Origin of the sequence: Nitrospira sp. ND1 (assembly GCF_900170025.1) — a bacterium.
GTDB lineage: Bacteria > Nitrospirota > Nitrospiria > Nitrospirales > Nitrospiraceae > Nitrospira_A.
Genome location: NZ_FWEX01000006.1, coordinates 1,676,336 through 1,699,022, shown reverse-complemented (window position 1 = coordinate 1,699,022; position 22,687 = coordinate 1,676,336). Strand labels below are relative to the sequence as shown.

General features: G+C 60.1%; 21 protein-coding genes. 5 read left to right on the top strand and 16 right to left on the bottom strand.

The window, feature by feature from the left end; genetic code table 11:
* Window positions 1-88 precede the first annotated feature (88 nt).
* The 6 genes from NSND_RS12645 to NSND_RS12620 all read right to left on the bottom strand — a co-directional run bounded on the left by NSND_RS12645 (window position 89) and on the right by NSND_RS12620 (window position 7,783).
* A complete protein-coding gene (locus NSND_RS12645; RefSeq protein WP_080879346.1) occupies window positions 89-1,492 on the bottom strand; it encodes a sensor histidine kinase in 1,404 nt (467 codons plus the stop codon).
* Entirely contained in the window at window positions 1,492-2,163 is a 672-nt protein-coding gene (locus NSND_RS12640) for a response regulator (RefSeq protein ID WP_080879345.1), read from the bottom strand. The genes NSND_RS12645 and NSND_RS12640 overlap by 1 nt, the downstream gene beginning before the upstream one ends.
* Before the next feature lie 68 nt (window positions 2,164-2,231).
* The gene (locus NSND_RS12635) at window positions 2,232-3,374 is read right to left on the bottom strand and encodes a M48 family metallopeptidase (RefSeq protein ID WP_080879344.1); all 1,143 of its coding nucleotides are present in this window, start codon (window positions 3,372-3,374) and stop codon (window positions 2,232-2,234) included.
* A 5-nt stretch (window positions 3,375-3,379) separates the two neighbouring features.
* Entirely contained in the window at window positions 3,380-4,648 is a 1,269-nt protein-coding gene (locus tag NSND_RS12630) for a YjgN family protein (RefSeq protein ID WP_080879343.1), read from the bottom strand.
* Between the two features lie 3 nt (window positions 4,649-4,651).
* Window positions 4,652-5,965 (bottom strand): ankyrin repeat domain-containing protein, encoded by a 1,314-nt coding sequence (locus NSND_RS12625; protein WP_080879342.1) that lies wholly within the window; start codon window positions 5,963-5,965, stop codon window positions 4,652-4,654.
* 162 nt (window positions 5,966-6,127) lie between these two features.
* Window positions 6,128-7,783, bottom strand: a complete 1,656-nt coding sequence (locus tag NSND_RS12620) for an FAD-binding protein (protein ID WP_080880876.1) — start codon at window positions 7,781-7,783, stop codon at window positions 6,128-6,130.
* Between the two features lie 204 nt (window positions 7,784-7,987).
* Here NSND_RS12620 and gcvP point away from each other — a divergent pair, with 204 nt between their 5' ends.
* The 4 genes from gcvP to rbsK are packed head-to-tail and all read left to right on the top strand — an operon-like array spanning window position 7,988 to window position 13,461.
* Window positions 7,988-10,873, top strand: a complete 2,886-nt coding sequence (gcvP, locus tag NSND_RS12615; RefSeq protein WP_080879341.1) for an aminomethyl-transferring glycine dehydrogenase — start codon at window positions 7,988-7,990, stop codon at window positions 10,871-10,873.
* The gene (locus NSND_RS12610) at window positions 10,821-11,519 is read left to right on the top strand and encodes a hypothetical protein (RefSeq protein ID WP_143833540.1); all 699 of its coding nucleotides are present in this window, start codon (window positions 10,821-10,823) and stop codon (window positions 11,517-11,519) included. Before gcvP ends, NSND_RS12610 begins: the two co-directional genes overlap by 53 nt.
* A 32-nt stretch (window positions 11,520-11,551) precedes the next feature.
* Window positions 11,552-12,538, top strand: coding sequence for a nucleoside hydrolase (locus NSND_RS12605; protein WP_080879339.1), 987 nt, complete (start codon window positions 11,552-11,554; stop codon window positions 12,536-12,538).
* A complete protein-coding gene (rbsK, locus tag NSND_RS12600) occupies window positions 12,535-13,461 on the top strand; it encodes a ribokinase (protein WP_080879338.1) in 927 nt (308 codons plus the stop codon). Before NSND_RS12605 ends, rbsK begins: the two co-directional genes overlap by 4 nt.
* A gap of 42 nt (window positions 13,462-13,503) precedes the next feature.
* Here rbsK and NSND_RS12595 read toward each other — a convergent pair whose 3' ends face one another.
* Together NSND_RS12595 and NSND_RS12590 are read right to left on the bottom strand one after the other, a co-directional pair.
* Complete coding sequence (locus NSND_RS12595) at window positions 13,504-14,145, bottom strand: tetratricopeptide repeat protein (RefSeq protein WP_080879337.1); 642 nt, start codon at window positions 14,143-14,145, stop codon at window positions 13,504-13,506.
* A gap of 99 nt (window positions 14,146-14,244) precedes the next feature.
* A complete protein-coding gene (locus NSND_RS12590; protein ID WP_080879336.1) occupies window positions 14,245-14,790 on the bottom strand; it encodes a mismatch-specific DNA-glycosylase in 546 nt (181 codons plus the stop codon).
* Between the two features lie 239 nt (window positions 14,791-15,029).
* Between NSND_RS12590 and NSND_RS12585 the strand changes: the two genes are divergently transcribed.
* Window positions 15,030-15,254 carry a hypothetical protein gene (locus NSND_RS12585; protein ID WP_080879335.1) on the top strand — a complete coding sequence of 75 codons (225 nt, stop codon included), beginning with the start codon at window positions 15,030-15,032 and terminating at the stop codon, window positions 15,252-15,254.
* 76 nt (window positions 15,255-15,330) lie between these two features.
* On the opposite strand, the gene NSND_RS12580 is transcribed toward NSND_RS12585, so the two are convergent.
* The 8 genes from NSND_RS12580 to NSND_RS12545 all read right to left on the bottom strand — a co-directional run bounded on the left by NSND_RS12580 (window position 15,331) and on the right by NSND_RS12545 (window position 22,680).
* Complete coding sequence (locus NSND_RS12580; protein WP_080879334.1) at window positions 15,331-15,849, bottom strand: NUDIX domain-containing protein; 519 nt, start codon at window positions 15,847-15,849, stop codon at window positions 15,331-15,333.
* A 3-nt stretch (window positions 15,850-15,852) separates the two neighbouring features.
* On the bottom strand, window positions 15,853-16,962 hold the full coding sequence (gene gcvT, locus NSND_RS12575; RefSeq protein WP_080879333.1) for a glycine cleavage system aminomethyltransferase GcvT: 1,110 nt from the start codon (window positions 16,960-16,962) through the stop codon (window positions 15,853-15,855).
* Window positions 16,963-17,017: 55 nt separating this feature from the next.
* Window positions 17,018-17,389 carry an FKBP-type peptidyl-prolyl cis-trans isomerase gene (locus NSND_RS12570; RefSeq protein WP_080879332.1) on the bottom strand — a complete coding sequence of 124 codons (372 nt, stop codon included), beginning with the start codon at window positions 17,387-17,389 and terminating at the stop codon, window positions 17,018-17,020.
* A 131-nt stretch (window positions 17,390-17,520) separates the two neighbouring features.
* The gene (locus tag NSND_RS12565) at window positions 17,521-18,747 is read right to left on the bottom strand and encodes an FIST signal transduction protein (RefSeq protein WP_080879331.1); all 1,227 of its coding nucleotides are present in this window, start codon (window positions 18,745-18,747) and stop codon (window positions 17,521-17,523) included.
* Between the two features lie 48 nt (window positions 18,748-18,795).
* The gene (locus tag NSND_RS21515) at window positions 18,796-19,023 is read right to left on the bottom strand and encodes a hypothetical protein (RefSeq protein ID WP_080879330.1); all 228 of its coding nucleotides are present in this window, start codon (window positions 19,021-19,023) and stop codon (window positions 18,796-18,798) included.
* Window positions 19,024-19,118: 95 nt separating this feature from the next.
* Entirely contained in the window at window positions 19,119-20,384 is a 1,266-nt protein-coding gene (locus NSND_RS12555) for a DmpA family aminopeptidase (RefSeq protein ID WP_080879329.1), read from the bottom strand.
* Window positions 20,385-20,428: 44 nt separating this feature from the next.
* Window positions 20,429-21,826: an MBL fold metallo-hydrolase RNA specificity domain-containing protein gene (locus NSND_RS12550; RefSeq protein WP_080879328.1), complete on the bottom strand. Its 1,398-nt coding sequence runs from the start codon at window positions 21,824-21,826 to the stop codon at window positions 20,429-20,431.
* On the bottom strand, window positions 21,823-22,680 hold the full coding sequence (locus NSND_RS12545) for an LOG family protein (protein ID WP_235000240.1): 858 nt from the start codon (window positions 22,678-22,680) through the stop codon (window positions 21,823-21,825). Before NSND_RS12545 ends, NSND_RS12550 begins: the two co-directional genes overlap by 4 nt.
* Between the last annotated feature and the right edge of the window lie 7 nt (window positions 22,681-22,687).

Sequence of the window (22,687 nt, the reverse complement as noted above, 5' to 3'; positions counted from 1 at the left end):
TTGGTGTGCTCGGGAGAGATCCCGCAGCAGACACTCTGGAAGGTAGCAACCGTGGATGAGAAACCAATTAACGAGGGATTAGAAGTTGTTAAGCTGTCGGAGGAGCAAGGGGCAGCACGATGGTGAAGGTCGACCCTTTGCCGACTTCGCTCTGGACCTCGATGTGTCCATGGTGCGCCTCGGCAATCCAGGCGCAGATGGCCAGGCCGAGCCCGGTCCCCTTTTTCGTGTGGGAGCGTGCGTCGTCGGTGCGGAAGAACCGGTCAAAAATTTGTTTGTGCGCGTCCTGGGGGATGCCGATCCCGTGGTCCCGCACTGAAAGGCGCGCCGTGGGGCCTTCCACCAGCAAATCGATATCCACCGTGCCCTGCGGGTAGGAGTATTTTACGGCATTGTCGACGATGTTCAGAATGAGTTCCCGCAGGCGGAGTTCGTCGCCACGGACGGTTGCCGGTTGAATGGTGCCCATGATCACGTCTACCCCACGCTCTTGACCGAGCAGGCAGGCTTGACGCTGGATATCTTCCACCAAGGCTTCCAGGCGAACCGGCTCACATTCTGTTTTGACCTGGCCCAGATCCGCCCGCGAGAGGAAGAGGAGTTCCTCGACGATGCGCGACATCCGGTCGATTTCCTCCAGATTGCTTTCCAGGACGGCGATATAGTCTTCGACGGGACGAGGACGACGGAGGACCAGCTCGCTTTCGCCCTTCATGACGGTCAGCGGGGTCCGGAGTTCGTGCGAGGCATCGCTGCTGAATTGCCGGATTTGCGCGAAGGAGGTTTCCAGGCGCGCGATCATGTTGTTGAAGGTGTCGGTGAGTCGTCCGATTTCATCCGTGGAGCGTTCTGAGGTCAGGCGCTGTGTCAGGTCGCCTGCGGCAATGCGTTGCGCTGCGATGGTAATGGAATCGACGGGCCGAAGGGCGCGTCCGGCCAGAAACCATCCTCCCACCAATGAGACGACCAGAGCGATCGGCGCCATGACCACGAGGACGAGCAAGAACCGGCGAAGGGTTTCTTCGACACCTTCCAGGGTGGTGCCGACTTGCACGATATAGAGCAGGGAGCCGCGGTAGATGATGGGAACTGAGACCAGGCGGAGAGGAGGTTCGTTGGGATACCTGGCCGATTCGAAGACGGTGCTGCCCGTAAAGGCGGCTTCCAGCGCGTGGCGGCTCAATGGCACGTCGTGTTGCCGGATGTTGGGAGAGCGGATGGTGATGGTGCCGGTAGGACTGAAGATCTGGAAGAATTTGTCGATGCGGGTCAATTCGGGGAATTGGCTCAACAGCGCGTCTTCGTCGATCAAGGGGAGAAATCCGCGCTTCTCCAGTGAACGCACGGCTGCCGATGCGGTTTCTTGCAGCGACTCATCGACTTGATCCCGGAGGCCGCGCGCTGTGATCGTATAGAGCACCACGGAAAAGGTCAGCAGGATGAGGGCCAGGGCCGTTCCGTACCAGAGTGTGAGCCGGACTCGAAGCGGCATCAGTCCACCTTGAGCATGTACCCACTCCCTCGAATCGTATGGATCAACTTTCGAGCGCGTCCGCGATCAATCTTATTCCGCAAGTAGTTCACATAGACGTCGATCACGTTGGTGAACGTGTCGAAGTCCTGATTCCAGACATGGTCGGAAATCATGGGACGAGTCAGCACCCGTCCGGCATGGCGCATGAAATATTCCAGCAGCGCATATTCCTTCACCGTCAGCTCGATGCGTTGTCCGCCGCGTGTGACTTCGCGTGTGGCCGGATTGAGCAGGAGATCGTCGATCTGGAGTGTGCCGGAGGATTCGGCCGTGCCGCGTCGTAACAGAGCCCGGACACGCGCGAGCAATTCATCGATGGCGAAGGGCTTTGTGAGGTAGTCGTCCGCGCCGGCGTCCAATCCTTTGACCCGCTGGTCCACTTTCGATTGCGCCGTCAGGATCAGCACGGGAGTCTGAATCTTTTCCTTGCGGAGGCGTGTGAGCACTTCCAGCCCGGGTAGGCTCGGCAGCATGAGATCGATCATGATGAGGTCGTAACTGCCGCTCAAGGCCATGTCGAGGCCTTGCGCGCCGTCCTCGCAGAGATCGACGGCGTAACTCTCCTCCTCAAGCGCTCGCTTGATGAAGGAGCCCACCTTGGTTTCATCTTCAATGACGAGGACGCGCATACATGGGGCCCATAAGTCGGTGGATTATACCAGAGGCCATCGGATCTGTGAGCAGCGGAATCGCGGGGCTAAGACAACTCGGGGGAGGCTGAGGCGGAACGCCCGCCTGCCTGTAGGCGGCAGAGTGTACGGATATCTTTCCAGTCTTCTCCGGGAAGAAGCCGTTGCGCGTCGGACGGAGGAGGGCCGGCCAGTGCGATGAGCCTGGCGAGCCGTTCCCCCATGTCCGGATGGGTGGAGAGGAAGGCAGGCGGCCCGATCTGATCCTGGGCACCTCTCTCCATGGTTCCATAGAAGGCAATCATGGCGGCGGGATCGAGGCTGGCGGCCTGCATCATACGAAGGCCTTCGAGATCGGCCTCCGTTTCATGAGTACGGCTATAGTGCAACGAACCCATCGTGCGAGCCCCCTCCAGGCCCCAGGCGAGCCCGCCGGACATGTCGCCGGAGACGGCGGTCAGCAGCAGCGTGGCGGCTGTCTGTTCCAGAATGGCCTTAGTCGTATGGCGTTGATAGATATGTTGGAGTTCATGGGCGAGCACGCCGGCCAGTTGATCCGGGCTGGCTGTGCGTTCCAGCAGGCCGCGGAGAATCACCACCCGGCCGCCCGGTGCGGCGAATGCGTTGACGGTCGGGTCATCGACGACGGAGAGGGTGATCCGATAGGGGGACTCAGGATGTGTGGCGGCCAGCGTTTGCGCGATGAGGTCGAGTTTGCGCAGTCGCTCCGGATTGCGACACTGCTGTGTTTCCGGCGCAAGGTGTGCGACGATCTGCCGGCCCAGTGATTCTTCCCACGCTACGGGTATAAAGGGCGTCGCGGCGGAGGCGATACCGGGGATGCCCCATCGATAGAGACCCACGACCATGAGAGCGACGCCGACTGCGGCACAGAGGGTCCAACCGATGCGCGCGTGTCGTATGGCCGGGTTATGGAAGTGCCGTGCGAGAGCCGGTGCCACCCCGTGAATGTCCCTCAGCAACGCGGCTGTGGAAACGACGATGGCTTCGGCCGGTTCAGGCCCGAATTCCAGGCGAACCGGCTCGCCGCGGTAAGTGCCCTGCGTCTGACGGATCCCGTTATAGGGCCATTGTTTGGCACTGCCGTCGGGCATCGCAATGTGCAGGGTCGCGGGGGTGACTGTGAGGGTGACACGATGGCGCGTGGCCGTGCGACCGTCGAGATAGTAGGCGCTCCGGCTGGCAGGCATGCGGGTTAGTCCATATCGAAGCCAGTGTCGAGCAGGTTCGACAGGCCTTCGCCGGTGACGGATGTTTCGGTGGTGTCTTGCAGGACGCGATCGAGATCCGTCACACCCTGCAACGAAAGCGTGCCGGTGAAGAAGCGGGCGTTCCGGACGGTGACCCATGGCCAGGCCCACCCCAGCGTGAGCAGCAAGAGAGCAAGGTTGCCGAGGTAGAGGCCGGATAGTTTTTGCCAGGTGATGCTGGATGAAAATCGTGCCTCGCCGAACGTGGTGTGATCCCAGTAGTACTTCTGCTTTTGCCCGAGTAGCCACACCCACACCGGACCGAGTACGAAGGGAATCAGGAGCAGCGTGAGCCCGGCGTTTGTCAACTGGAGGGCCAGGGCGAGGCCGCACAGGCACAGTACCGCGTAGGTGGTGAAGAGGGTGACGGCAAAGGGCACCATCAGGCCCGATCCGTGTCCGGTAAACCGGAACTGCTGATTGCCGAAATAGGTGTGGGAGTGGAGAAATGCCTGCCGCTGCGTCTGGAAATAGGGATAGTAGGTGCCCAGGGTCAGAACGGTGAAGAGCCACCCTTTGAGATAGAGCTTCAGGAAGTTCGCTGTTCGTCCTCGAAACGAGAATCGGATGCCTCGCCAGGAGGTGCGCGTGCAGCGATACCTCCGCGCATTGACGATGGCGACCGGGACATAGAGGAACAGCACCAGAGCTGCCATCGCTTGTAAGAGGACGTCGACCGGTTGCGGGAGGGTCAGAAAGCTCTGCGCGGCGCCTAACGAAAAATAGGGAATGCCGAAGACCACCATCGCTTTCAAGAACCCCTGATACAGTTCTTTTCCGGTGCCGTGATAGACAAACCGGTCTCCCGCGAATGAGGTTTGGCTGAACAGGTACCGGCGGATCTTCGCCTTGGCCCAAAAGTGGTAGGCGCCAAGGGTGACGATCGTCAGGCAGACGTTGACGATCTGCATGCCCAGCAAGGTGCCGCCGGCTCCGTGAAAGGACCCGCGTTGCATTGAGGGAGTGGATTCAGGGGCGTCGGTTGCCGGAGGCTGGAAGCGCACCGGCGAAGGGACCTGTACTTCAATCTGCCGTTGATTTACAGCAGGCGCGGCGACCACGACGGCGAATCGTGCCCCGCAAGTCGGGCAGAGGCTTCGGGATCTACCCGTCAATCGACGTGCGTCGCGAATCCGATAGCGACCGAGGCAGCGATTGCAGGTGACGCTTGGGGAGTGGTCGGCGGTCTCGCTCTGCGCGTCGGTGGTGGTCATGGTTCAGCAGGCCGCCCGATGCCCGAAGGTGCAGGCCTGTTGCAGTTCCTGCAAGAAACCCTTGCTGTCCCCCTTCGACCGTTTGACGATCGCTCGTTCAAAATGGGCGCGGCCGTCCTGTGGCCGTTGTGCCAGGTATCGGTCCCACAAGGCTGAGGCCTGGTCCCACTGTCGGCGCGCGACGTGTACCGAGGCCGCGGCGCTATAGGCTTCGAGGAAGGTTGAATTGAGGCGGATCGCGGCGTGAAAGGCGATGAGTGCTTCATCCGGGGAGTCCTTTTCGAGCAGCGCGGTGCCGCGGTCGAAATAGGCTTCCGGGTCATCCGGGTCCAGGTTCAGGGCTTCGGCGTATGCGAAAAGCGCCTTATCGACCTGCCCCTTCTTCTGGAAGGCTACGCCTTGGGCACGATGGGCCTTGGCCTGGGAGAATTCTCTGCCTCCGTGCGCGCGCAACAGCTCGATCAATTCCCGATCCTCGTCATGCTGCGCGATCTCAAGGGCGGTCTCTCCATGGCTCTTTTGGTTTGCAGCGATGCCCTGCTCCAGCAGGACTTGAGCGGCAGCCAGATGCCCTTTCCGTACGGCCCGGTGTAGCGCTGAATCGCCACAGGTGCACAGCGCATTGAGATCGGCGCTGTTGGACAGGAGCACGGCAATGGTGTCGGCATGTCCGTGTTCAGCCGCCGTCAGCAGCGCGGTCATGTTTTGCTTCATCTTCGCGTTGGGATTGGCTCCATATTGAAGCAGCACCGTGACCACCGGTGTCTGCCCGCGCGTTGCTGCTTCGAACAAGGCCGTTCGTCCATTGTTATTGTGTCGGTCGACCGGGCTCCCGTCTTCCAGCAGCGACGTCACCTCGGACAGATCTCCTCGTGCCGCTGCGAGGTGAAGCGCTGTCCAACCGTTGGCTTTCAAGATAATCGGGGAGAGCGTCAATTCATCGATGTCATAGGGATCATGCGTCGATTTGATCTGATTGAACATCCAGGACGCCATGCCGGCCAGCAGTGCATAGTTCAAGACACAGGCCAGCAGAGCCACAGCGAGACCTACGAGACGCCGTGACATGTCGGTGGCATCAGACCCGCCGGCCGACGATGGGGTGACCATGTCCTCATCGGCTGGTTGCCCGTCCGGGTTGAGAATCAGCAGATTTTCGTTGCAGGAGGGACAGGGACATTGATGTAGGGGGACACCGGCAACAGGCGCGCAAGGGGTGAGGGTTTGGCAAAAGGGGCAGACGACCGCCTGCGTCGAATCCAGCGGCGAAGCGATGGCGGACGCAGATGTTGCTGTGCCTGGGTGAACGGTTGCCATGGTGCCTAACGACCCTTCGCCCGGGCTTGTTGTGGACGGTCCCGTGAGTGGAGCGATCGGTGATTATTGAAAAGGATAGCGCAAAACGGTAGGAGCGCAACCGGCCGGCCGGTTTAGCGGGTACTCATCGAACAGGGCACGTCTGGGACGGGAATCGAGGCGTTATGCGAGAGGGAATCGTGTAATGGTGACGGGAACATAGCTCAACCGGGGCCCATCCGCCTGATGGTGGCTTACGGTGTGGCGGAGCCAGGCGCTGTCGTTTCGAGTGGGGAAATCGGCCCGATAGTGGGCCCCGCGGCTTTCTTCCCGTCCGAGGGCGCTCACGACGATGGTGTCCGCGATGTCGAGTAGGCACTGGAGTTCAAGCGCCTGGATCAGGTCGGTGTTGAAGATCTGTCCCTTGTCCTGAACGCACATCCGTTGTGCACGGACCTTGAGGGCTTGAATGGCCCCCAGGGCCTCTTGCATGGACTGCTTGGTGCGGAAGATGCCCAGATTGAGGCTCATGGTCTTGCCGAGGTCATCCCGTATCTGCCAGGCCCGCTCGGGGCCGGGATTAATCAGCAGGGTCTTCAATCGCTGTTCTTCACCTTTGAGGACTTCTTCGGGAACTGGCTGCAGGTCACAGTCGCGGATCGCCTCCGCGGCTCTCGTGCCGGCCCGGCGTCCGAAGACAATGGTTTCGAGGAGGGAATTCCCTCCCAGGCGATTGGCTCCGTGCACACTCACGCAAGCGCATTCGCCTGCGGCGAAGAGTCCCGGTAGGTCGGTCTCTCCCCAAGCGTTGGTTTTCACGCCGCCCATTTGGTAATGGGCGCCGGGTCGAATGGGAATGGGTGTTTCGATCGGATCGAGTCCGGCGAATTCCAGGGCCAGCTCTCGAATCTGCGGGAGCCGCTCCAGAATACGGGCGCGGCCGAGGTGTCGAAGGTCGAGTAAGACGCAGCCGTCGACGCCTCGTCCTTCTTGAATTTCCTGGCCGATGGCCAGCGACACCGTGGAGCGGGTCGCCAGCTCCATCTGCTCCGGCGCATATCGTTTCATGAACCGCTCGCCGAGCGTGTTCAGCAAATAGCCGCCTTCCCCGCGCGCGCCCTCGGTGATCAGAATGCCAGTGTCTTTCAAGGTGGTCGGATGGAACTGGACGAACTCCATGTCTTCCAGCGGGAGGCCCGCGCGATAGGCCAGGGCCATGCCGTCTCCGGTGTTAATGACGGCATTCGTGCTGGTCGAAAAGACGCGGCCGCTCCCGCCGGTGGCAAGAATGACGGCCTTTGCACGCAGGACCTGCAATCCTCCATGGACCAGATCCCAGGCCACCACTCCGCAACAACGGCCCTGTTCGACCAGCAACGCCGTGACGTACCATTCTTCGTACACCCGGCACTGTCTCTTCATCAGCTGCTCGTACATGGCGTGCAACAGCGCGTGCCCGGTGCGGTCGGCGGCATAGCAGGTTCGTGGAAATCCGGCTCCCCCGAACGGCCGTTGGGCGATTCGCCCTTCCGGGGTGCGGCTGAAGATCACACCCATGCGTTCAAGCTCTAAAATGTCTTGCGGGGCTTCCCGGCACATGGCCTCGATCGCATCCTGATCGCCCAGGTAAAGTCCCCCCTTGGCCGTGTCATAGGCATGGGCTTCCCAGGAGTCCTGCTCCCCGATGGCCGCGTTAATTCCGCCTTGGGCGGCCACGGAGTGGCTGCGGACCGGATGAACCTTGGAGAGGAGTGCCACATTGAGGTCAGGCGGTGCGGCAATAGCCGCCCGCATTCCGGCGAGTCCCGCTCCGACGATCAAGATGTCATGTGTGATCATGGTCTTCGTATCCTGGCCACCGTTCAGCCGTGCGATCGACATCCCGGGAGGGACATCCGATGTCACTATTACGCTATGGAATTTCGGAAAACAAGCGACGGGCGATGGGCGCTGAACGCTTGGAAAACTCGGTCCTGCATGATAGGTTAGCCCACGCCGCTTCGAATGCACGAGAGCGTCAACTTTTAGCAGGATTTCACCCCCATGCCACAACCGAATTTCCTTGAACCGAACGATACGTTTGTGCCCCGCCATATTGGCCCGACGGATTCCGACATCCAGGAGATGTTGGCCACATTGAGCCTGCCGTCGTTGGAGGCCCTCGTCGAGGTGACGGTCCCGTCCGATATTCGCTTGCAGACCTCCTTGACGGTGCCGTCCCCGCGGGGTGAGCAGCAGGTCCTGGCGGAATTGCGTGGCTTGGCCGGACAGAATCAGGTGTGGCGGTCTTTGATCGGCATGGGGTACTACGATTGCGTCACGCCGTTGGTGATCCAGCGGAACATTCTGGAGGATCCCGGATGGTATACGCAGTACACCCCGTATCAAGCCGAGATTGCGCAGGGGCGTCTCGAGGCACTGGTCAATTTTCAGACCATGGTCGCCGATCTGACCGGCTTACCGCTCGCCAATGCGTCGCTCCTCGATGAGGCGACTGCCGCAGCCGAGGCGATGACGATGTGTGCGGCCATGTCTCGAGCGGCCGGGCATGAGCGCAAGAAGTTCTTCGTCTCTGAAAATTGCCATCCGCAAACGATTGCGGTGGTGCAGACCCGTGCGGAACCGCTGGGCATCGTCCTGCAGATCGGTGCGATTCAGTCGTTGGATCTTTCCCGGGACGAGTTCTTCGGGCTGTTGCTTCAATACCCCTCGACGGACGGGTACGTCGGTGACTACAGCGAGTTCATCACGCGCGCGCATGCCTCGGGGGCCTACGTCGTGGTGGCGACCGACTTGCTGGCGCTCACGCTGCTGCGTTCACCGGGAGAATTCGGAGCGGACGTGGCGGTCGGATCCAGCCAACGGTTCGGTGTCCCGCTTGGATTCGGTGGGCCCCATGCGGCGTTTCTTGCCACCAAGGAGGAGTTTCGCCGGCAGATGCCGGGCCGGATCATCGGCGTCTCGAAAGATGTGGCGGGCCGCGTGGCCTATCGCTTGTCGCTGCAGACCCGGGAACAACATATCCGGCGCGAGAAGGCCACCAGCAATATCTGCACGGCGCAAGTGCTGTTGGCCGTCATGGCGGGGATGTATGCGGTCTATCACGGTCCTGCAGGGTTGCGGCGGATTGCAGAGCGAATTCACGGCCTGACGATGGTACTGGCTGAAGGTTTGCGCCGGCATGGTTGTGCCGTCGGCCTGGAGCCGGTGTTCGACACGTTGCGTGTTCCACTGTCGCCGGCGCAATCGGACACCATTCTGAACCGGGCGCGACAGCAGAAGATCAATCTCCGTCAGTACGACGATCAGAGCCTGGGGCTTTCGTTGGATGAATGGAGTACGGTTGAGGAAGTCCAGCAGGTGTTGGCGCTCTTCGTCGGTCATGAGATCCCTGCCGAAGAATTTCAGGCCATTCTCGCCTCGGTCGATGTGCGTTATCCCGCACCGCTCGCGCGCACGAGCCCCTATCTCACGCATCCGGTGTTTCACCGGTACCATGCCGAACATGAACTTTTACGCTACATCCATCGACTTCAGTCCCGCGACTTGTCGCTCGTGCATTCCATGATTCCCTTGGGGTCCTGTACGATGAAACTGAATGCGACGGCGGAAATGTTGCCGGTGACCTGGCCGGAGTTCGGGCGCCTCCACCCGTTTGCTCCGTCCGAGCAGGCGCAGGGATACCAGACGCTGTTCCAACAGCTCGAAGCCTGGTTGGCTGAACTGACCGGGTTTGCCGCCATTTCGCTGCAACCCAATGCCGGTTCGCAGGGGGAGTATGCCGGGTTGATGGTGATCCGTGCGCATCATCGGCATCGCGGCGAAACGCAACGCGACGTTTGCTTGATTCCAGTGTCGGCGCACGGGACCAATCCTGCGAGCGCTTCGATGTGCGGGATGACGGTGGTCCCGGTGGCCTGTGACGAGCGTGGCAATGTGGATCTGAACGATCTTGAGGCCAAAGCCACTCAGCATCGCAACTGCCTCGCGGCGTTGATGATCACCTATCCCTCGACCCACGGTGTTTTTGAGGAAGGGATTCGCCGCATGTGCCAGCTCGTGCACACGCATGGCGGGCAGGTTTATATGGACGGGGCCAACATGAATGCTCAGGTCGGGCTCTGTCGGCCGGCCGACCTGGGGGCGGACGTCTGTCACCTGAACCTTCACAAGACGTTCTGCATTCCTCACGGCGGTGGCGGGCCCGGGATGGGACCGATCGGGGTCGCCCGTCATTTGGTGCCGTTTCTGCCCGGACACCCGGTCACCAAACTGGGTGGACCGGAGTCGATCGGCCCGATCGCCGCCGCGCCGTACGGGAGCCCGAGCATCCTCACGATTTCCTGGGTCTATATTGCCCTGATGGGACGAGAGGGCCTGACCAAAGCCACGCAGGTGGCCATTCTGAACGCCAACTATATGGCCAAACGATTAGAAAAGTATTACCCCGTGTTGTATAGCGGCACCCGTGGCTTCGTCGCACATGAGTTCATTTTGGATCTGCGCCCGCTCAAGGAGAGCAGCGGTGTGGAAGCGATGGACGTGGCCAAGCGTCTCATGGATTACGGGTTCCACGCTCCCACGGTCTCGTTTCCCGTGGCCGGGACCTTGATGATCGAGCCGACGGAGAGCGAAGTGAAGGCGGAGTTGGACCGGTTGTGCGAAGCCTTGATCGCGATCCGGGGCGAGATTCAATCGATTGCCGAAGGCCGGCAACCGCGTGCGGGCAATGTTCTAAAAAATGCTCCTCACACGGCATTATCTGTGACCGCGGCTGAGTGGACGAAGCCGTACTCGCGTGAGCAGGCGGCGTTTCCTGCTCCGTGGGTGCGTGACAACAAATTTTGGCCGAGCGTGGGTCGTATCGATGAAGCCTATGGCGACCGCCACCTCTTTTGCACCTGTCCTCCGATGGATCCCGCTTCCTAATCGATCTGTGGGCGGTGCCTCCTCGACGGACACGGCGACATATCGCCTGCCGCAGGTGCATGCCGTCCTTTCGATCGCCGCCGGTTGTCTTCTGTTGCCCCTGTTCTTCTCGCCACGGGCTTGGGCTGATTCAGAATCGGGCGCGGCTGCGGAGATGCAACAGAGCAGTCCCATGCTCGATGTCGATCCCGGCGTGACGTACCGCGCCGGCGCCAGGCTCAGAATTCCCGGGACCGATTGGTCGTTCCTGGTGCCGACCGGTTGGCAAAGTACTCGCCCCGAAGATTCGGAGATGCCCTTTCTGATGGCGGAAGAAGGGAAGGGCCTGGGAATGATGTTTCCCCTCACCGATGTGACCCGGGAGACGGTCCGCGATCACCTCAGTCAACCCCTGTCGCTGTTACACGGGTTGTCGTTTATTCCTGCCGGCTCTGAAGTTGAGACTGAACGCTCGATCGCCCGCTCGTATCAGGGTGAAGACCTGGCTGGTCGTGCCTTGGCAGTCCTCGGGCCCGGCAATACGTCGGTGATATATTTTCTCATGGGACCTCCCGACGAGGCGTCAGGGTATCAGTCCGTTCTGGAAGGACTTGGACAAGCTACCCGATTTGCCGCACCGGTATCCGGGCGTGACGTCGGCTTGTAATAGGGGTCGATTCCCTATCAAATCTTCTAGGCATGCAGAGACCCTCTCCTACGAAAGTGATTCTCGATACCGATCCAGGAGTCGATGACGCCCTGGCGCTGTTGCTGGCGTTCGCCTCGCCCGAATTGCAGGTCGTCGGGGTGACCACCGTGTGCGGGAACGTGCCGGTGGGACAGGCGACGAAGAATTTGTTCCGCCTGCTGAACGTTGTACAGCCACCTCCGGGGCTGTTGGTCGGGCAGGGCGCGGCGCGGCCTTTGGAGGAGGATCTTGTGACAGCGGTCCAGGTCCACGGAAGCGACGGGCTTGGCGAACTCGACTCTGTCCTGGCCGAGGAGGGGACGCCGCGATACCCTCAAGTCCGGTTGCCTTCTGTGCTCTCAACTGCCCAGGATGTTTGGAATGAATGTGTCCGCCGGTATCCCGATGAGGTCACGCTGATCACGTTAGGACCACTGACGAATGTGGCCGTGGCGTTGAAGGTGAATCCCCTGACGGTTCAGAAGTTCCGTTCGGTGATCGTGATGGGGGGCGCGATCGGCGTACCCGGCAATGTTGCCCCCGCAGCAGAGTTTAATATGTATGTAGATCCGCATGCGGCGCATCGGGTGTTTCAGGCGTCGCTCCCGCTCACGCTCGTTCCGCTCGATGTGACGACCCGCGTCGGAGTGACACGGGAGAGCTTGATGACCTGGGCCGCTGAGTCGCGTGCCCCGCTCGCTCGGATGACAACTGACATGACGCGGAAGGCATTCGAGTTCGCTGAAAAGGTTGAAGGGCATGGGCTCTTCTATTTCCACGATCCGTTGGCCGTTCTGGCCGCCGTCGATTCCTCCTTGTTGAAGGTGGAGCCGTTGCATGTGTCGGTTGAAATGGCCGGGCGAGTGTCTCGCGGGATTACCATCGCCGATCGTCGCCAGCGCACGCCGGAGGAGAAGGCACGTCCGAACATGCGCGTGGCCGTTGATGTCGATGTCGACCGGACGCTGAGTTTCCTACGCAACCGGCTGTGCCCATGATCCTAGTGGTTGGGTCCAGCAATATCGATTTGGTGGCGTCGGTCGATCGTCTGCCGAGCCGGGGAGAAACCGTCCTCGGGTACCGTTTCGCCCAATCATTCGGCGGCAAGGGCGCAAATCAGGCCGTCGCGGCAGCCCGCGCCGGTGCGGAGGTCGCATTTCTCAGCAAGCTGGGGGCGGATGCCAATGGACGGTTGATCGAACAGCACTTGGCCGCGCAGGGGCTGTCGCGCCCGATCCTTCTTCGCGATGCCGAATTCCCCACCGGAGTTGCGATGATTCTCGTCGATCACTCCGGAGAGAATCAGATTGCGGTCGTGCCGGGGAGCAATGGGCGTCTGACACCAGCTGATCTGCGGCAGCATCGTGAGTTGATAGCCGGAGCACGGGTGTTGCTGCTTCAAATGGAAATTCCGCGGGAGACTGTTTTCGAAGCGTTGAGGCTTGGCCGCGAATGCGGTCTCACCACGATTCTTAATCCGGCTCCGGCTGCTCCATTGCCGTCGGACCTCCTGCGATTGATCGATATCCTCACTCCCAACGAAAGCGAAGCGCAGGCGTTGACCGGTTCGGCGGATCCGGCAGAGGCGGCACGGATTCTTACTGATCGTGGCGTCGGCACCGTGGTCGTGACCTGTGGCGCAAACGGGGCGTTCTTGGCAACTGGTAACGACGTGACCCATATCCCCGGTTTTCTTGTCGAGACGATTGATTCGACAGGCGCCGGAGATGCGTTTAACGGTGCTGTGGCCTGTGCTGTGGCTGAAGGGGTACCGATCAAGAGCGCGATCGTGCGGGCTAATGCGGCCGGTGCGTTGGCCACCACCGGTCGTGGGGCGCAGGAGTCGATGCCGACCAAAGATGACATCGAGCAGTTATGTCGATCTGGGATCAGGCAGCTGGAACCGCCGCCGCGTTCGTAAGTCGGTAGGCCTGATTTCAGGCGAGTGGGAAAAGCGGGCTGCTCAATTACCTTTGGCCGCTTGGGCTCGTAACTGGGACAGCACTTGCCGGGCTTCGGGAATGAAGTCCGCGCGCTGCAGGCTTTGCGCGAGATCCAGCGCCTTTGTGGCAATGGCAACCGCTTCTTCATGCCGCCCATTGGCGCAATAGCTCTTTGCCAGGCTCAACCGGGCATTGACGGCAGCCGGTTCCCTGGCAATGACCTGACGCAGCAGCGTCTCCCCCTTTTCTTTATCCCCGCCCATGAATGCCGGAATGCGCACCAGAACGGTTCCCTTGGCTGAGAGGGCATCCAAATGGTCCGGAGCCAGTTCGAGGGTGCGGTTCAACTCCTTCATCATGCGTCTGAAGCCGAAGAGCGAGGTCAGGCTTTCCCCGTCGATCCGCAGTTGCTCACCGAGGTTACAAAACAGCGAGAAGTGGGCATCGGGGGATGAGTCGTCCTTTTCGACCGCCTGTTCTCCAAACGCTTGACCTTGTGCGAAATGTTGAACGCGTTCCGCACGAGTCTGAGCCTGACGGCCCAGCGCACATTCGTGCAGCGCATCGGCCGTGAGTTGTTGAACCGAGGTGCCTGCGGAAGCCGGCTCGGCAACGAATAACAGAGCGATCGCAAGGCTCATCGTGATGGGAGAACATTTCATGGAGTGTCCGTTTCGGTGTGCCCGAAGGAAATCAGCCGCAGATTTTACAGCAGGTCCCCGACGGAATTCCAGCGGAGCGCACGGCGTGAATAGGATAAGTCAGGGAGGACTCTTGAGGCCGCTCTTGGCCCACGGTGTCAGCGTACGAAAAGCCTCCAGCATGGAATGGTAGGGATAGGATGCGTTTCGCCCACTCGGGTTGGGGAGTAACACGATATTGGAGTCGTATAGTGTCGCTGGTTGCAGACCTGGTTTTCGTCCTGTCTGTTTTGGTTCGAGTGGAAAGAGGATGGGGTAGAGCGTCATGCCGAGCAGGGCGACAACACGCGGGCGATACCGGAGAAGTTTCCGCATGAGCACAAGTCGGCCGGCCGTATAATCCTGCGGCGTGAGACTCTCCATGCTCGCGGTCGATCGGCTGACCAGATTGGTGAGTCCCAATCCCCATTCCGGTAGTCGCCCGTCATCTCGGTAGCTGAGTGGTTCCGGCACAAGGTTCGCGTCGTAAATCAGTTTCCAGAAACGATTCGAAGGTCCCGCGTAGTGATGCCCCAGCGCGGCTGAGCGTAGCCCAGGATTGATGCCCACGAATACGATGCTGAGTTCCGGGCGGAGATGATCTGGCAGAGGAGGTTGTTCTGGCATGATGGTCGTGAGAGCGTACCTTGTCGCGTCTGCTGAATCGACTGATGAGGCGGTTTAGTATCGTCCAGGCTATTCTGCCACAGAATCGAGCTGTGCTTTCTGTAGCATTGCGAAGTGCGATGCATGACATGTCCGAAAAAACAACAGTTTAGATCTGTGGGTGTATGAGGCAAGGACTTTGCTTTACCGAACATCCGTCGGTCGTTGGTAATTTCAAACCTAACAGGAGGTGAGTCAGAATGAAGAAGATGATGTTGACGGTGATGGCGGCTGCATTGTTGGTGGCGTTCAGCGCTCCTTCGTTCGCCGGTGACGACAAGAAGAAGGAAGAGAAGAAGGGCGGCCACTTCTCCCAGACCCTCTTCGGTGAAGAGAAGAAGAAGGAAGAGAAGAAGGGTGGACACCTGTCCCAGACCGTGTTCGGCGAAGAGAAGAAGAAGGACGAGAAAAAGGGCGGCCACTAAACACAACACCGTTTCTGGCGAGGCTAGCTGGCTTGGGAGGTCTCCCATCCTGGAGGTGGGAGACCTCTTGGGTCGTCTACCGGTATCGCTCCTGCCGAATATAGACTGCTTGTAGCCCTACGATCGTTTTTCCGTCCCGAATGGTTCCATCCTCGATTTTCGCAATGGCCTCGCGGAGAGGCATTTCCACCACTTCCAGGACTTCATCCTGATCCAGATTTTGCGTGCCGATCGTCAGGCCCGTCGCAAGATAGATGTGGATGACTTCATCCGCAAATCCCGGCGCGGTGAAAATGCTGGAGAGGAGTTCGAAGCGACCGGCCTTGTAGCCGATCTCCTCTTCGAGTTCGCGGGCCGCACAGTCGAGCGGGTCTTCTTTCGGATGGAGTTTCCCGGCGGGTATTTCGTAAATAAAACCGTTCGCCGCATGACGGAATTGACGGATCAGCACGACCGTTCCATCTTCTTTCAGGGGAACGACGGCGGAGGCACCGGGATGGCGGATGACTTCCAGATCGATTGTATGGCCGTTCGGCAGGCGCACCGTATCGACGTTGAGCGTGACCACCGTGCCCTTGTAGATCGGTTTCACCATGACTTACGGCGTGCCCGCGGGTTTCTTGTAAAACGGTGGTTTTACGACGACGGCGGGGCAAGCCTTGCCTCGAATATCGATCAGAATGGACGATCCTGGTTGGGCTGCAGCGGGCGTGACATATCCCATACCGATACCTTTTTGCAGCAAGGGCGACAGGTTTCCGCTGGTGACTTCACCGATTTCAGCATGAGGTACCTGTGCACTCAGAATTTTGAATCCGTGACGCGGCACAGCCTTTTCGACGAGCTCGAACGCCACGAGCCGTCGTGCTGCTCCCTGTGATTGTTGGGCAAGCAATTCAGTCCGGCCGATGAAGTCTCCCTTATCGAATTTCACAACCCATTCCGCCCCGGCCTCGATGGGAGTTGTTTCCTCATTCATGTCGTTGCCATAGAGCAGGTAGGCCATTTCGAGCCGGAGCAAATCACGTGCGCCTAACCCTGCCGGCTTAATCCCCAGTGGACGTCCCGCTTCGAGGAGTCGATCCCAGACTGTCGGCGCCCCCGCTGCCGGAAGATACAACTCATATCCCAACTCGCCGGTATACCCGGTCCGTGTCACCAACAGTGAATGACCACAGAGCGTGGCGTCCAGGCAGTGACGAATTTTCAGCGTCGTGAGGTCTGCAAGGCCGGCGGCTGCCAGGATGTCACGTGAAGCCGGACCTTGGATCGCGATTTGCGCGAGGGACGCTGACTGGTCCTGGACTTTGCAACCCTGGGCTTGCGCCACCTTCTCATGCAGCCATGCCACAATCTTTTCCCGGTTCGAGGCGTTCACGCAAACCAAAAACTCATACGGCTTCACGTGGTAGACGAAGATGTCGTCTTTGATGCCGCCGTTCGGGGCACAGATCATGGAGTAATGCGATTGACGCACGGACAGTTTTGACACATCGTTCGTGGTGACGCGCTGCAAAAATGCCAACGAGCCCGGTCCGCTGACGCTGATGCGCCCCATGTGACTCACATCGAACAGTCCTGCGTGCCGGCGGACAGTCTGATATTCGTCTACTACGCCGGAATATTGGATGGGCATTTCCCAGCCTGCAAAGTCGACGAGTTTGCCCTGGGCTTTGCGGTGAGCGTCGATGAGGGGTGTCTGTTTCATCAGGTGCGTCTAACGTCCACGGTGGTGAGTGAATGCCTGCGCGTGTAAAACGGTCCTACCGGACTTCCAGCAGTTCCACGTCGAAGACGAGGGTCGCATTAGGCGGGATCACGCCGCCGGCTCCACGCGCACCGTATCCAAGTTGAGAAGGAATGGTCAGCTTCCGTTTTCCGCCGACTTTCATTCCCGCGACGCCTTCATCCCATCCCTTGATGACCCTGCCGGCACCGAGTGGAAAGGAGAACGGCTCGCTGCGGTCAACGGAGCTATCGAATTTTTTCCCGTTGGTCAGCCAGCCGGTATAGTGGACGGTCACCAGGTTTCCCGCGGCAGCCTCACGGCCTGTGCCCACTACGACGTCTGTGTAGGTAAGGCCTGAAACGGTTGTGATTTCAGGCGTTGAGGCGGTTTGTTCACTCTGTGCCATGATTGGTCTCCCTATGGTTAGGAATAAGAATCCCACGATACCGCAAGTCGTCAGCCAGAAGCGAGTGTTCATAGAGGTGTCCTTGTCCAGTCTGCAGGTTCGGTGGCGTGACCTGCATGCGCTGACGGTAGTCAATGATTCGAGCCTTGTGTGTCTGATCGATCCGGTTCAGAAAAGATGGCGATGCTCGCGGTATAACCGTGGAGAAAATTACGTCCGCCGACCGGTCCCAACTCGCCCTGCGCGAAAAATCCCGCCAGAGGAATAGCGCCCAATTGTTCTCCCAGGACAGACGCGTCATGGTTGGGAACCCCGAAGAGTCCTTTCCCGCGTCCGCAACAACTGAACAGCAGCGCCCCCAGTGGCCGTTGTGATTCCTCCAGACGGGAAGCGGTGAGTAACGCGTGGAGATCCTCGTCTGCGGACTGTGCGTCCCGGACTTGAAATTGAACGGTTTGTCCTTCCTGGATGACGTCACCGACGACGATGGCCCCCGTCTGTTGGTCTGCTCCAAGTAGATTGCGGATCAGAAAATCCCCCCGGGTAAATTGCGCGCGTTGCTCATCCATGGCGATGCCGATATGGAGGGCCCGTTGGGCTTGCGCGCGTTCATCCATGGAGAGTTGCCCGAAGACGGTTTGCAAACAATGCAAGGCCGGGATTCCGCCGAGTTCTTGAATGACGTTGTGCTCCGCCTTTGTGACGATGAACCGGTCTCCGATCGGACGACAGCCTTGCGAAATAACGGTGCGAACCGAGATGTTTCCGGAGAGCACGACACCGACTAAGCCATCGCTGTACACCTCGTCATCCAGAAAAAGGCGATTCTCGGCAAGATCCTGCCCGCCACCTGCCAGCCCACCGAGCGCACGAGCATGCGGGTAACGCTCCTCAATGACGCCCAACACGTCTTGCAGCGGGGTGGAGAAGGGATCTGCGAAGAGGAGCATGACGGGGGCCGACTCGCCTCCATAGTCCAGTTCGGGCCAGTCACGCAGTGAAAACTGATCGTGGACGCTTGAAAACGACAGTCGTAACGGATGTGCGATGACTCCGGGCAAATGGGCCGCCCAGAGGGCTGCGGCCGGTCCCGTTTCGACTTCTCGTCCGGTGGCAATGACTCCCTCTCCTGTACAACCGACCAAGGTGTCGGGGCCGAGTGCCGTGCGGAGTGCGTGCGAGAGCGTATCGGCCTGATCGGCATGTTGGGCGGAGATGAACAGGAAGGCGACGTCGATGCGTGAGGAGCCCAATTGCACGCGAATGGCTCGGATCAATTCATCCGCCGCAGCCTGCGCGTCAGCCTGACGGGTGAGGGCGGAGGCGAACCGCAGTGTTGATGGAGGTGTGAGAATCACAGGTCTGTCTTTGCCAATAGGATCAGGGTCGTGAGCTGTCCGGTGCGGTTAGACACCCGGATTCATGCGCTCAGGTCGGTCCGACGCGAGTTTCTTGTAATAGCGCCACATATACGAATGGTAGTCATCGAGCTGGGCGAGCAAGTAGTGGAGTTCGGTCGGGTCCTGGGTTTCCAGTGCTTGCGTCATGCGCGTCTGTAAAAATTCAGCGAACTTGCCGTTCTTTTCTAGCGCGGTCAGAAGTGTGAGGCCACCTCCGATAGGATAATCAGCCATAGCCCTCCGGATGACGTACTGACAAGCCAGGAGAATAGCCGTGGGGCCTTGCAAAAGCAAGGTATCGACGGCTCAGCCGGGGAGATGGCGGGCTGTTAGGGCCCGGGCGTGGCACCGGCGGATAGGAGCTCACGCAGACGAGGGATGGAGATGGCTTCGGCTCGAAACCCGTCGCGCCCGGTGACGGTGGTGGCTCCGGTGAGCGCATTCAGAATCGCTTCTTCTGTGGCCTCAACCGTGGCGGTCATCACCGGATTGAGGTGGGTGTCGGCCAGATGGGTGAGTGAAAAGGTGGGGTCGGACGGGTAATGGGGGATGACGTTGCCGGTGGAGAAGGCCAGCATGAAATCCCCGCTCCCGTGGCGGGCGGTTGAGCCGGTGCGGGCGAGTCCTAATGCCGCTCGTTTTCCGAGGCGGGTGAGTTGCCGACCATCCAACGGCGCATCGGTGGCAATGACGACAATGATCGACCCTTCGGCGTTGCCGCTGGTTCCTTCGCGGGAGGCGTGAAGGGAGCTCGAATTCTGTTCCGGCGACAGGCTGGATTGGGTTAGAGCGGCACCGTACCGTTGCCCGACCGGTACACCGCCCATGGTGAGTTCTGGTCTGCGGCCATGGTTGGCGTTCACCAACACCCCGATCGTAAATCCGCCATTGGCCTCAGGGAGCCGCCGCGAGGCTGTGCCGATGCCGCCTTTGAATCCATAGGAGATCATGCCGGTTCCGGCTCCCACGCTGCCTTCCGCCACAGGGCCTGAGGAGGCTTCATCCAAGGCCCGCATGACATCGGTTTCCGAGACGTGACGCCCTTGAATGTCATTCAAGCGTCCATCGTCACATTCCGCCACGACGGGGGTCAGGGTGTCGTCGGTAATGCCGATGCCGGGATATTGCTTGAGCATCCAGCTGATCACGCCATTGGCAACTCGAGGCACGTTCAGTGTGTTGGTCAGTGCGATGGGGTATTCGAGAAAGCCCGATTCTGCGACCCAGGAGAGCCCCGTCATTTCTCCGGTGCCGTTCAGGACAAAGGATCCGGCCGGGACTTTCTTGTGCCACACATCATCCCGTGGCACGATAACCGTGACGCCGGTTCTAACCGGTCCCTGTCCGGGCTGCAGGGGGCCGTCCCCTTGCATCAGCGTCACCTGGCCGACCTTGACCCCGGGCACATCGGTGATGGCATTCAAGGGACCGGGCTGAAATTGTCCGGGGTGCAGCCCCAATGCGCGCGCGCGGACTCGGACCTGGTCCACCGAATCGGGCGATCCGTCTAGGCACCAGGCCGGAGACACGCAGGCAGTCAGAAGAATCACGGCGCAAGCCCGTACCGCATTGAGAATCGTTCTTGACGGGTTCATGACTGCCGACCTCCTCCCTGAGTAGGTGTGCCCGAGCAGCGGGGCTAGATCTCGTATATGCTGTCTTTGGCCGGGACCACGACAGCCATCCCGGGGTGTTCTGTCTGGATGGCCGCTCCCAGCGACAAGGCTTGTTTTTCTTCTCCGTGGACCACGAACACTTGCTGAGGGGCGGGAGAGATCGCCCGCACGTACGCAAGCAGATCGTTCCGGTCCGCATGGGCCGACAATCCGTTAAAGACGACCACCTGAGCACGGCGCGGCGTCGGGATCCCGAAAATCGGCACGACATCCCATCCTTCAACCAGTCTGCGCCCCAGCGTATGCTCGGCCTGAAATCCCACGATGGCGATGATGTTGGCTTCGTCCTGGATGCCATGTTTGAGATGGTGCACGACGCGCCCTCCTTCGCACATGCCGGAAGAGGCGATGATCACGCAGGGGCCTTTCATCTCATTCAATCGTTTGCTTTCTTCCGGCGAGGAGACATAGCGGATATATCGGGCCGCAAAGGGATCCCCTTCCGATGTGAACGTGCGGAAGGTCTCTTCGTCGTAACACTCGGGGTGCTTTCGGAAGACGTCTGTCACTTTCGAGGCCAGAGGCGAATCGATATAAATCGGGAGCGGGTCGATTCGCCCCTCCGCCACCAGTCGTTTGATCCGCATGACCAGGTCTTGCGTGCGTCCGAGCGCGAACGCGGGCACGATGATCTTGCTTTTGTGCGCCTTGGCATGGGCGACCAGTTGCTGGGCTTTTTGGGTCAGCGCCTCCCCGGCTTCTTCGTGCAGGCGGTCGCCGTAGGTGGATTCAATGATCAGCACATCGCAGCTTGGCGGCGGAGCCGGATCGCGGAGGATCGGCATCTGCGACCGTCCCAAGTCACCTGAGAAGAGCACTGTCGTACTGTTGCCGCGCGCGGAATATTTGAGGCGAATGGCGGCGGATCCCAGAATGTGACCGACGTCGTGAAAGGAGGCGGTGACGCGAGGGGTGACCTTGATCGTGTCCCCGTACCGCGCCCCTACGAAGCGACGGATGATGGCGCGGGCATCGCGGCTCTCATAGAAGGGTTGCAGGCAGCGCTTGCCCCGACGGTTTTCTTTCTTGTTCAGATAGGCGCAATCGTTCTCCTGTAGGCGGGCCGAATCCTCCAGCATCACCGCGGCAAGATCTACGGTCGCGCGGGTCATGTGCACATTCCCGCGGAACTGATGTTTGCCCAGCACGGGAAGAGCCCCGGAATGGTCGATATGGGCATGGGACAACAACACGGCTTGGATCGAGCGCGGGTCGAATCCCAGAAACCGGTTTTGACGATCCGCTTCCTGGCGCTGTCCCTGAAAGAGTCCGCAATCCAGGAGAATTCTATTGCCGGGCATTTCGAGCAGGTGGCGGCTTCCCGTAACGGATCTCGCGGCTCCGTGGAATGAGAGTTTCATCGGGCGGACGGGCCTCCATGGCTTCGGCTGATGAGATCCCAGGCCTGCTGAGCCGTTTCTGCAAAGTGGAAGAGCGCGAGGTCCTCGGGGCCCACCAGGCCTTCTTCAATCAACAGCGGCCAATTGATGAGGCGCTCCCAAAAGGCTTGCCCCATCAGGATGATCGTGATGTTGCGCGTTTTGCCGGTCTGGAGAAGGGTCAGTGTCTCAAAGAGTTCGTCGAGTGTACCGAACCCGCCGGGGAATACGACCAGCGCCCGGGCTCGAAGGAGAAAATGCATCTTGCGCAGCGCGAAGTACCGAAATTGAAAACAGAGGTCTGGCGTGATGTAGGGATTGGGCCGCTGCTCGTGCGGCAGCGTGATGTTGAGCCCCATGGACTTGGCGCCGGCGTCCGCGGCTCCACGATTGGCCGCCTCCATAATGCCCGGGCCGCCACCCGTGACGATGACGTAGTCGCATTGCCCGTCGATCTGGCAGGTTGAGGACACAAGCCGGCCGAATTCCCGGGCGACATCATAGTATCGCGAGAGGGCCAGACGGCGTTCGGCGAGGGCGACACGTTGCTGACAGGTTCGATCGTCGGGGGAGGCCTGTAATGCTGTCGAGGCTTGTTCCAGGGCTTGGCGTGCGCGCGATGGCTCCATCAGCCGTGCGCTCCCGAAGACCACGATCGTCGAGCGGATACCCTGCTCTGTCTGTATCAATTCCGGCTTGAGCAACTCCAACCCAAGGCGCAGGGGGCGCAGTTCGTCGCGTTGGAGAAAGTCGATGTCGTGATCAGCCGGGATATAGGAGGATGATGTGCCGGGGGCCTGTTGGCTCGATGACTCGTCGGAAGAACCTGCACCCATGAGCGGC